The 7,281-nt window shown below is 35.4% G+C and carries 6 protein-coding genes; 3 read left to right on the plus strand and 3 right to left on the minus strand.

The window, feature by feature from the left end; translation table 11 throughout:
* Positions 1-115: 115 nt before the first annotated feature.
* On the plus strand, positions 116-670 hold the full coding sequence (locus F6K40_RS16270; protein ID WP_293137581.1) for a Uma2 family endonuclease: 555 nt from the start codon (positions 116-118) through the stop codon (positions 668-670).
* A gap of 239 nt (positions 671-909) precedes the next feature.
* Here the strand turns inward: F6K40_RS16270 and F6K40_RS16275 are convergent, their stop codons facing one another.
* A complete protein-coding gene (locus F6K40_RS16275) occupies positions 910-2,229 on the minus strand; it encodes an AAA family ATPase (RefSeq protein WP_293137583.1) in 1,320 nt (439 codons plus the stop codon).
* Positions 2,226-3,287, minus strand: coding sequence for a tetratricopeptide repeat protein (locus tag F6K40_RS16280; RefSeq protein ID WP_293137584.1), 1,062 nt, complete (start codon positions 3,285-3,287; stop codon positions 2,226-2,228). Before F6K40_RS16280 ends, F6K40_RS16275 begins: the two co-directional genes overlap by 4 nt.
* Positions 3,288-4,069: 782 nt before the next feature.
* On the opposite strand from F6K40_RS16280, the gene F6K40_RS16285 reads away from it, so the two are divergent.
* Both F6K40_RS16285 and F6K40_RS16290 read left to right on the plus strand, forming a co-directional pair.
* Positions 4,070-4,630: a phycobiliprotein lyase gene (locus F6K40_RS16285; protein ID WP_293137585.1), complete on the plus strand. Its 561-nt coding sequence runs from the start codon at positions 4,070-4,072 to the stop codon at positions 4,628-4,630.
* A complete protein-coding gene (locus F6K40_RS16290) occupies positions 4,627-5,769 on the plus strand; it encodes an extracellular solute-binding protein (RefSeq protein WP_293137587.1) in 1,143 nt (380 codons plus the stop codon). Before F6K40_RS16285 ends, F6K40_RS16290 begins: the two co-directional genes overlap by 4 nt.
* Before the next feature lie 991 nt (positions 5,770-6,760).
* Here F6K40_RS16290 and F6K40_RS16295 read toward each other — a convergent pair.
* Positions 6,761-7,281, minus strand: a 521-nt coding sequence (locus tag F6K40_RS16295) for a hypothetical protein (protein WP_293137589.1), incomplete at its 5' end; no start/stop codon positions are given.

The raw sequence follows: 7,281 nt of genomic DNA on the forward strand, positions 1-7,281 counted from the left end.
TTAAGCGACAGCGCAACCCAACAGAAATAATCACAATTTTCTTGTTTGGTTTCCGTATGTTAATCCAACCTACAAATTCATTAAAATATATTTCTAAATATTGTAAGAGGTGATTATGTCTGTAGAATTACAACGACGACAATTTACTGTCAAAGAATATCATCAAATGGTTGAAGCAGGTATTCTTACAAAATATGATAAAGTAGAATTAATAGCAGGAGAAATTGTCAAACTGGCACCTATTGGTATTTCTGATGCTGCTTGTTTAAGACGCTTAAATATGATTTTTAATAAACTATTGTACAGTAAAGTAATAGTTGATCATCATAACCAAATCCACTTAAGTAATGATAGTGCACCTGAACCAGATTTAGCTTTGTTACAATGGCGCGATGATTTTTATGAAGCTAAACATCCTCAACCAGAAGATATTTTTTTATTGGTAGAAGTGGCAGATTCAACTATTAAGTATGACCGAGAAATCAAGATACCTTTGTATGCTGAAAATGGAATTTCTGAGGTGTGGTTGATAGATATTAATCAACAATTAGTAGAAGTTTATCGACAACCTAAAGGGAATAGTTATCAGAATGTGCAGCAGTTTTTTCGGGGGGATATTTTAACTATTGAAGCTTTTGATGATATTAATTTAACTGTTGACGAAATTTGAGGATAAGTAACTCCTTACTCAGTATCAGTATCCGTGTATCCGTGCCCAAATCCGTGTCTTGCTTGCTTGTTGATGAAATTTGAGGAAAAGTATTGTAGGTTGGGTTAAGCGACAGCGCAACCCAACACAAAAAATCACAATTTTCTGGTTATGATAGATTGGGTACTGAAATATGATTGCTCAAAACTGCACTGTCGCGCAACGCAACCTACGAAGTGAGGATGAGTGTAAATTTATTTTCAATCTGCTTCTTTTTCCTCGTTGTCATCCTCATTGCTTGGTGATAACAAAAGTGGAGTTGCAGCATATTCAGCAGTCCGATCGCTAGGCAACCTCCGCAGCAAATCTTGCTGAACTAATTTGTCTAAAATTGGCAAAATTTCACTAAACGTATTAACTTTCATTCTTTGTAAATCATCAATAGTGACATTTGCATCTGATAAAATGCCTTTTTCTAATACTAACTCTAATATAATGAAATCTTGAGGAGTTAATCCCGACTGTCCCCGCACTTGTTCGTCTGCATAAGCGAATCCCTGCTGCAAAATTTCTGGTGTAATGATATCTGCATCTAATTTGGCAGCTTTAAGTAATACATAACTCCCCAAGCGGTTTAACCACCGGGGAACACCACCCGATCGTTCGCACAAAAGTCTAGCAGTTTCCGGAGTGAATGGAGCAACTGCTTGGGGATCGTCTAAGGCAACCTGAAATTTTTTGGCGTTGCTGAACCAAGGGATGAATCTTTGCAGAAATTTTTTTGGTCGCGCACTATTCAAATATTTAACTAGCATTTCATAAATAGTATCTACATCCATTGCTTCAAGTTTGAGAGCAAGATCGAATAATCCACGCTCCGCAATTAAAATGTCTCGTGTGATACCAGAAGGATGACCTGTGAAAATAAACGACGCTCCAGATTTTAAAATTCCTTGAGCATCTAGTAATAATTGTCTAACCCTAGCGGGGTCTTGTTTATCTAGATCGTCTATAGCAATAACGACCTGATCGCTCTTTTTTAAAGCTCGTTGCAGTAAACCTTCAAAACTGAGACTGGGAAACTGAGGTTTTTGAATAGCGACAACTTCTTCTTGTACTTCTACACCCGCAAGCGAAAAATTTGCTTTGCCCTTGACTTTCCTGTTACGCAAGGCTTTTTTAGTAGGTAATCCCATTTGATTTAATTGTTGTTTTGCCCATTCGTCATCTTCCATTTCACGAGCTAAAGCAATTAAAGCTGCGGTGGCTAAATCCATTCCTTGAGGTAAACTAATATAAGCAGTAATAGTATTTTTAGTCTTACGTTGTAAAATACCTAAAATTTCTAGAATAAATGCTGTTTTGCCAATCCCGATCCAGCCATAAATTAGCAAGCGTTTTCTCTCGCGACCCCGGAACAAGTTGAGAACTTCCCTGAGTTCTTTTGTACGACCTGTAAAAACTTCTTTGATTTTTGCTTGACCAATAGTTGAAGCACTTTCGGAAAAGGGAATTTCCTTGATTCCCCATTGGTCGTAGATGTTATCTAATTCATCCCAAATTTTATCCCCATCACTCATTTTAGTTGTTTCTCCTTCATTTGCTCAATCAAGTTTACCATTTTTTCTACTTCATTAATCCGTAGTTGATCGTCAAGTTGCCCGTAAATTTCTCTAGCTTTTTCTAACTCCAGCAAAGCATCTTCAACAAAACCTATTTGTACCATTAACCAACCTAACCCAGTTTTACATAAAGCAATACCTTGCTGATCTTTTATGTGTTCGTAAATCCGCAGAGCATCCCGATAATAAATGCGAGATTTATCAAAGTTACTCATTAAGTGGTGAGTGCGAGCTATTTGATAGGTGGTTTTAGCAAGAAGTTGATAGTCGTTTTCTTTGCTGTAAATTTCAAAACTTTTTTCTAAATAATCAAGACCTTTATACCAGGAACCTTGTTCAACACACAGAGGGCCAACCAATAAATAATGTTTTGCTGCTTCCGATGAATTTCCCGATGTTTCAAATGCCTGAATTGCTTTTTCATAGTAAGCGATCGCCTCCTCCCATTTTTGTTGTTGCTGTGCGATAACTCCCCGGTTATGGCAACTTTTGGCTACGTTGTTAAAATCTTTCACCCCTTCAGAAACCTGTAGAGATTTTTGGAGATAGCTAATAGCTTCGTCAGTTTTGTCTAACAAAAGTGCCACTATACCTAAGTTGTGATAGACATCAGCAACTCCATGAAAATCCTCTACATCTTCAAAAACCTGTAGAGCATTTTGGAAATAAGCGATCGCATCCTCAAACTGCTCTTGCTCTGCTACCAATATACCTAGACTTAGATAGGCATTGGCAACTTTATGCAAATCCTCAGCATCCTTAAAAATTTCCAGAGCATTTTGGAAAGCTTTATCAAACAACCTTTGATCTTGTAGAAACGCACAGAAGTAGTTGCCATAGGCATTGGCAACCCTGTAAAATCCCCCCATACTCTCAAGAATTTCCAGAGCTTTTTGGAAATAGGCGATCGCTTTGTCAAATTCCTTTTGCAAATATGCCGTGTTACCCAACAGGAAATACTTTTTAATCTCGACTACTGAGAAATTTTTTGTTTGATTTGTCCTAATTTTAACCATATTACTTTTTCATTAAGAATCCACAATTTCTACTTTTTTTATCATCATAGAAATCTAGTTTATTCTGTCTGTTGAAAATTATCATAATCTTGTAGTTTGTAGTTGATTTTTTTATCTTTAGGAGCTAAACAAAGAAACCGGGTTTCTTGGATAAACCGTTGTTTTTAACACCAGACATCTACGAAAAAACCCGGTTTCTGGGTTCCCCTCCGTAAGTCCCGATCTTAAATGTTGCTTTGAGAAAATGCTGTGACTATAGCAAAAATTAAATCTCAAAAGCTCATATCTTAAATTTTAGCTGAAACAATTCTGTAGCTTATGCTTCCAGACTTTCCTACAGTCTATCCGCACCATTTTAGATGTCTCGGTATTAAGATATCTGTCCCAACACTTTCAAGAAAAATGATAGAGGGCGAATGCCATTCGCCCCTACAGAAAAAAATTATTAGTGGTACTTAAACATTTTCTGGTCGGAAAAATGCCTCAAAGTCTTTCTAGATAAGGGAATTACGTCGATCCCCTAAAAATGGCTAGAACCCTTGCTAATAAAGGAATTATACCTTTTTGACCTCAAAGTCTTTGTCTGTTTATATTTGAGCCTGTTTTTTGGGTTGATTTTGTTGAAGTCCCGTTAGTCAAAACGCTATTTGTAGAGGGCGAATGCCATTCGCCCCTACAGTGAGGCTTTGCGTAAGTCCTGATATGTTAATAATAGTAACAAATTAGACAAAAAACTTTACAAAATCAAGTAAATATGGTAAAAGCACAGAGAGGAGAATTCAATGGAATTGCAATACAACCAACAAACATTAGAAGTTGTAGAATTAAAAATTACTGAATATTTTCAACGCTCAGAAGGTCAATGGCATTCAGAAAGACGTTATTATACCTTACCTGAAGGGAATACCCAAGAAATAGTTAGTCATTTAACAATCAAATTTTTAGAGCAAGGAAGTCCAGAACTTATCGAATTAGCTCAACTCCATCAGTTAAATAACCCTGAAACGGTAATGATTTGTGGTTCTCAGGTAAGTTGGGTTAGTCAAAATTCAGTATCAGAACAGAAACAGTCTGAAGGTTCAACAGTATTCGGGGTAAAAGATTCAAATTTGTATCGCGATCGCGGTTTTGCCACGAGTCACCCTATCATAGCTAAATATTACCTATCGGACCCTAACACATTATGTTTCAGAACGGAGTACAATGGTTCTGTATTTGAGGAAGAAATTAAACAAATAGGCCATAAATACCGGACACGACAAACTATTATTTCTCGTGCTGGCGAACAAAAAATGATTGGTCAATATTTAGAAAAACGTATTTTAAATAATCATAAAAAGTGAAGCGACGAAATTTTTTAATCGGAGCAACGGCAATAACTTTAGCTGAATTTTTGGCAGGATGTCAAACACAAGCGGATTTAAAAATAAAACTATTAAAAAACACTATTCCTGCTCAAATGTTGTCAAAATTTAGAAGGGAATTAACATCTCCTGCTAAATTAAGTTTTCAACCTCAAGAGAGCTTAAGTGAATTATTTTCTCTGCTGCAAAGTTGGCAGAGAAAACTATTGTTAGAAAAACAGAATTTATCTACAAATAAAACCGAAAATATAGATATTGCTAATCTGGTTACTTTAGGAGATTATTGGTTAGCAAATGCTATTAAACAAGAATTAATTCAACCTCTTAATTCTGAAGCTTTGCCAAGGTGGAAAAATTTACCAAAAAAATGGCAAGAATTAGTCAAACGTGACGCTCAAGGTTATGTAGATCCTCAAGGTAAAGTTTGGGCAGCACCTTATCAGTGGGGTACAACTTTAATTGCTTATCGAGTTGATAAATTTAAAACTTTAGGATGGGAACCTAAAGACTGGAGCGATCTATGGCGATCGGAATTGAAGGGTAATATTTCTTTGCTCAATCAAGCAAGAGAAATTATTGGTTTAACTCTGAAAAAATTAGGTAAGTCTTACAATACTAAAAATATTAATGAGGTAGAAAATTTAAAATCGGAACTGGTGAAATTAAATCAACAAGTTAAATTCTATGGTTCCGAAAATTATTTACAATCATTAATTATTGGAGATACTTGGTTAGCTGTTGGTTGGTCTAATGATATTTTACCATTGCTCAAAACACGCAAAGAAATTGCTGCTGTGGTGCCTCAGTCAGGAACAGCTTTATGGGCTAATTTATGGGTTAAACCTGCTGCTAGTGATGAGACTTCTTTAACAGAAAAATGGATTGATTTTTGTTGGCAACCCCAGATAGCAGAACAAATGTCACTATTAACCCAATTTACTTCTCCAATTCTGCCAGAGATTAATCAAAATAAATTAACTTCAGAAATCAAAGATAATCTCCTATTATTACCTCCAAAAGAAGTTATTGAAAAAAGTGAATTTCTCTATCCGTTGGAAGATAATTCGATTGAACAGTATCGACAATTATGGCAAGAAATTCGTATGAATAAGGAATAGGGAGTCGGGAAAATTTGATGAATAAGAGTGGGATAATTTATGGGATTTTTGATGATTGGCAATTTCTGCAGACTTATGCAAAAACAGGGTAGATAGACAAAATTTCCTGATGAAAAAAATGATAATTAGAGCAATAAACCTGGTTTGTTGTTTGTGGTGTGTCAAACCTGTTTCTATTGAATAGGGAGTCAGGAAAAATTGATGAACAAGAGTGCAATAATTTATGGGATTTTTGATGATTGGCAATTTCTGCAGACTTATACAAAAACCGGGTAGATAGACAAAATTTCCTGATGAAAAAAATTATAATTAGAGCAATAAACCTGGTTTGTTGTTTGTGGTGTGTCAAACCTGTTTCTATTGAATAGGGAGTCGGGAAAAATTGATCAATAAGAGTGCAATAATTTATGGGATTTTTGATTATTGGAGATTTCTGAAGACTTATGCAAAAACCGGGTAGATAGACAAAATTTCTTGATTGAAAAAATGATAATTAGGGCAATCAATCTGGTTTGTTGTTTGTGGTGTGTCAACCAGGTTTCTATTGGATAGGAAGTAGGGAGTAGGGGAAAATTTGATGAATAAGAGTGGGATAATTTATGGGATTTTTGATTATTGGAAATTTCTGAAGACTTATCCAAAAACAGGGGAGATAGACAAAATTTCTTGATTGAAAAAATGATAATTAGGGCAATCAATCTGGTTTGTTGTTTGTGGTGTGACAACTTGGTTTCTATTGAATAGGGAGTCGGGAAAAATTGATGAATAAGAGTGGGATAATTTATGGGATTTTTGATTATTGGAAATTTCTGAAGACTTAGGCAAAAATCGGGTAGATAGACAAAATTTCTTGATTGAAAAAATGATAATTAGGGCAATCAATCTGGTTTGTTGTTTGTGGTGTGTCAACCCAGTTTCTATTGAATAGGGAGTCAGGAAAAATTGATCAATAAGAGTGCAATAATTTATGGAATTTTTGATTATTGGCAATTTATGAAGACTTATGCAAAAACAGGGTAGAGCGACGCAATTTCCTGATGAAAAAAATGATAATTAGGGCAATCAACCTGGTTTGTTGTTTGTGGTGTGTCAACCAGGTTTCTATTGGATAGGAAGTAGGGAGTAGGGGAAAATTTGATGAATAAGAGTGGGATAATTTATGGGATTTTTGATTATTGGCAATTTCTAAAGACTTATCCAAAAACAGGGGAGATAGACAAAATTTCTTGATTGAAAAAATGATAATTAGGGCAATCAATCTGGTTTGTTGTTTGTGGTGTGTCAACCAGGTTTCTATTGGATAGGAAGTAGGGAGTAGGGGAAAATTTGATGAATAAGAGTGGGATAATTTATGGGATTTTTGATTATTGGCAATTTCTAAAGACTTATCCAAAAACAGGGGAGATAGACAAAATTTCTTGATTGAAAAAATGATAATTAGGGCAATCAATCTGGTTTGTTGTTTGTGGTGTGTCAACCAGGTTTCTATTGGATAGGAAGTAGGGAGTAGGG

This window comes from Okeania sp. SIO3I5, assembly GCF_010672085.1.
In the GTDB taxonomy this organism is placed as follows: Bacteria; Cyanobacteriota; Cyanobacteriia; order Cyanobacteriales; family Microcoleaceae; genus Trichodesmium.